At 53.7% G+C, this 3,214-nt stretch carries 4 protein-coding genes; 2 read left to right on the forward strand and 2 right to left on the reverse strand.

Annotated elements, in window-relative coordinates:
• Positions 1-230: 230 nt before the first annotated feature.
• Complete coding sequence (locus O6944_00005; protein MCZ6717534.1) at positions 231-1,151, reverse strand: LysR family transcriptional regulator; 921 nt, start codon at positions 1,149-1,151, stop codon at positions 231-233.
• Positions 1,152-1,309: 158 nt separating this feature from the next.
• On the opposite strand from O6944_00005, the gene O6944_00010 reads away from it, so the two are divergent.
• Together O6944_00010 and O6944_00015 are read left to right on the forward strand one after the other, a co-directional pair.
• Complete coding sequence (locus O6944_00010) at positions 1,310-1,483, forward strand: hypothetical protein (protein ID MCZ6717535.1); 174 nt, start codon at positions 1,310-1,312, stop codon at positions 1,481-1,483.
• A 61-nt stretch (positions 1,484-1,544) separates the two neighbouring features.
• The gene (locus tag O6944_00015) at positions 1,545-1,994 is read left to right on the forward strand and encodes a rhodanese-like domain-containing protein (protein ID MCZ6717536.1); all 450 of its coding nucleotides are present in this window, start codon (positions 1,545-1,547) and stop codon (positions 1,992-1,994) included.
• A 444-nt stretch (positions 1,995-2,438) separates the two neighbouring features.
• Here the strand turns inward: O6944_00015 and O6944_00020 are convergent, their stop codons facing one another.
• Positions 2,439-2,765, reverse strand: a complete 327-nt coding sequence (locus O6944_00020) for a hypothetical protein (protein MCZ6717537.1) — start codon at positions 2,763-2,765, stop codon at positions 2,439-2,441.
• Between the last annotated feature and the right edge of the window lie 449 nt (positions 2,766-3,214).

The raw sequence follows: 3,214 nt of genomic DNA on the forward strand, positions 1-3,214 counted from the left end.
CGGTCCACACCTGCTCGACGATCATGGCGCCCTCCTTCGATTTCAGCGGTATTTCGGATGCCCGCGCATTGTACCGTGCGCGGCGCGGGCCGTCACCGGCCTTTGGCCGACCCAAATCGATACATCGGGGCCGGCTATGACGACGTCTGCGTGTCGGTGCGCTCCGGACGCGATCGAGCCGGCGCTGGCACGACCGGTCATGGCACCATGAGCCGACTTTGAATGTGCGATTAGACTGAACATTGCGTTTCAATGAGGGCAAGACACTCGCGAAGGCGTGGCATCGCGAATTCGACGAATGCCCTCAGTTTTTGTGGAACGAGCCTGCCTTGCGGATAGACGATGTTCACAGGTGGCGACTCGATTTCATAACCGTCCAGGACAATTTCCAAGGTGCCCTCGGCGACATGGGGAGCAGCTTGATATGAGTAAAGCTGGACCGGGCCTCCATCCCGTACGGCTGAGTCGACGGCCCCCTGTATCGAGTTGAGCGTCAGCCTCGTCGGGACTGGGAAACGTTGAATCTTCCTAGACGGCATCTTGAACGCCCACTCTGCCGGTGCGCCAAATTTGGAAAACGTAACGCATTGATGCCCAGCAAGATCATTGGGTGACAGAGGGCGATCGTGTTGGGAGAGATAGCCGGGACTCGCACAAACGATCTGGCGGACAGATCCCGCCTCGAAGGCGATCATCGAACTATCTGACAAGGTTCCTATCCGGATACCCAGATCGATATGTTCCTCCAGCAAATCCACAACGTGATTGACCAGAAAGAGCTGAATATTGATGTCGCAATGAAGCTTCATAAAGTCGTTTACAATCGGCAGCACATGAAGACGACCGAAAAGCGTTGGCGCCGTGATCGTCAAACGCCCCCTGGGGAGTTGATATTCTCCAGTAACCTTGCGCTCTGCCTCCCCGATGTAATCGAGAATCTGGCGCACTTCCTGGTAGTAACGCCGCCCGCTGTCGGTGACTGTGACCTTGCGTGTCGAGCGGATCAGCAATTGAGTGCCAAGATGGCTCTCGAGTTCGGCAATCTTTCGACTGACCGTCGGAAGCGGCATAGACAAAATTCGAGATGCTGCTGAAAAACCATTTGAGTCGACCACGGAGATAAACACACGCATGGCGTCGAGGCGGTCCATGGAATATTCCAATTTTCAAGATTATCTGTCTCAATATTGGCATATTCTCTTTTGTTGTGGAATAGATATGATGTTTGATGTGTCTGCCGTCTGGTGGGTGTTAGGTCGTTCGCAAACACTGCGGTGGGAGCGCTCTTCCCCCGAGATCGGAGGTTACGATGACGTATAAGAAACTTACACTTGAGAAAGACCGTCTAAAAGATCGCTCGGATATTGGCGAGGTCGTATTCCCGATTGAGAAGCTTATGAAATTCCGCGATGCAAACGCTTCCTGTGTCCATATCGAGGCCGCCCTGGTCGCCGATCGCGGCTTGACCGATACGGGAAGTTAAACGCGGTTTGTCGCTTCTTTGCGCCGGTAACTAGCTGGACCCTTCACTAACGAGGGCTACAATGAAACACCTAATACTTGGCTTTCTGCTTTCTTTTCTCGCGTCAGCTGCAACGGCGCAGGCCCAGTCCGACTGGCAAACGCTGGTTACCAAGTCTGCCTCAAAGGTCATCGCAGTAGAAGGTACAACGAAGATCGACATTAGCACGGCCAAATCCATGCTCGATCGGGGTGTACGTTTCATCGATACCCGGGGCCTTTACACGTGGAAACAAAGTCACATTCCCGGCGCATTTGAGCTTGCGTACCCAACTGAAGCCACGCTCATGGAAATCGTGGAAAAGAATGAAGAGGTGATTTTCTACTGTGACTGTGACGTTGGATCTGCGAGTTGCAACCGCTCACCCAATGCAAGCGCGAAGGCCGTCGCGTTGGGGTATCAAAACGTCTACTACTTCACGAATTCTAATGCCTGGGGTCCAGCAGGATATCCACTCGAAAAGGCTGAATGAACCAAGTGGAATTGACGCTCTGCGTAAGCAGGGGTTGTCGGAGTAAGAGTTAGCGTCCCCCGCGTGCGCGGTAGCATCGACGTCCGGAGTGGGTCAAAAGCGGACGTAAACCCAAACACCCAATTTGGCCCACTTTCGGGGGTTAAGCAGACATTCAATGTCCGCATTTTGAGCCCAACGCAATTTTGCGCCGACGATGTCCGCTTACGGGTGTAAAGCGGACATTCCAGTGCCGCAGCCATCATCTCCAACACAATGGAAAACTCTTTCCGCTAAAGGGCCGAAATTTTCGGCCCATATTTGGAAAAACATTTCCGTAAGGACGCCCGACAACAAGGCGAGCTAGATCTATGACCTGGACGCAGAACAGTAGCTAGCTTTACCAAATCGGCCAATTTCAGGGAGGGTTTTGATACAGCTTGCAAGCAGGGATTAAGGATCTGTTTACCCGTTGCCTCCACGCTGATAGGGCAAAAAATTAGACGGGGACAACTGATGATCTACTTCGGGGATACGATCAAATGCGATGACCCAGCCTGCAATATCTGTGTCGGCCGATACCATGAATACGGGAGAGATTTCGCCCACAATCGTTGCCAGCAGTGCGGGGTGATCGACTGTGACCTTATGATGGTCCACACGGCACTTTGGGAGCGTATCGCCGAAGATCGCACATTGCTTCTGTGCCCCAACTGCATGGATCAGCGGCTCGTCTGTGTTCGAGGTTTCGGTATTACGCCCGAGGACCTGACTGACTGCCCGATAAATCATCTTCTATGGCCGCAGTTGATGGCTAAGCAAGGGCTCCCCACCCGGCCTCCATTCTTCCACAACAGTCTGATCGAGAGCACCGTCCATCCGAGCCAAGCGCACGGCTAGGCGAGAGAACTCGTCAAAGTCCTGAGGTTCGAACCTCGATCCACGAACTGGGCCAATGTTCGCTTTGGGTCAAAAGCGGACATAAACTCGATCACCCAATTACGACCGCTCTTGGGGGTAAAGCAGACATCGGCGGGTGCCTGACCCGGATTCATGATTTGAATGTCTGCTTTCGGGGGTAAAGATGCTATGAGGCCGAAGGACGGACCAAAAGGTGCGAACTCTCCCGCTCCCGTCGAAGCCGCAGCAGCTAGATTACTTCGATGCCAAAGAGCGCGGCCTGGGAGTGCGTGTGAGCTACGGCGGGCGCAAGAGCTTCTTCGTCATGTACTCCAACAGCG

The organism is Gammaproteobacteria bacterium (genome assembly GCA_027296625.1).
Classification (GTDB): domain Bacteria; phylum Pseudomonadota; class Gammaproteobacteria; order JAKEHO01; family JAKEHO01; genus JAKEHO01.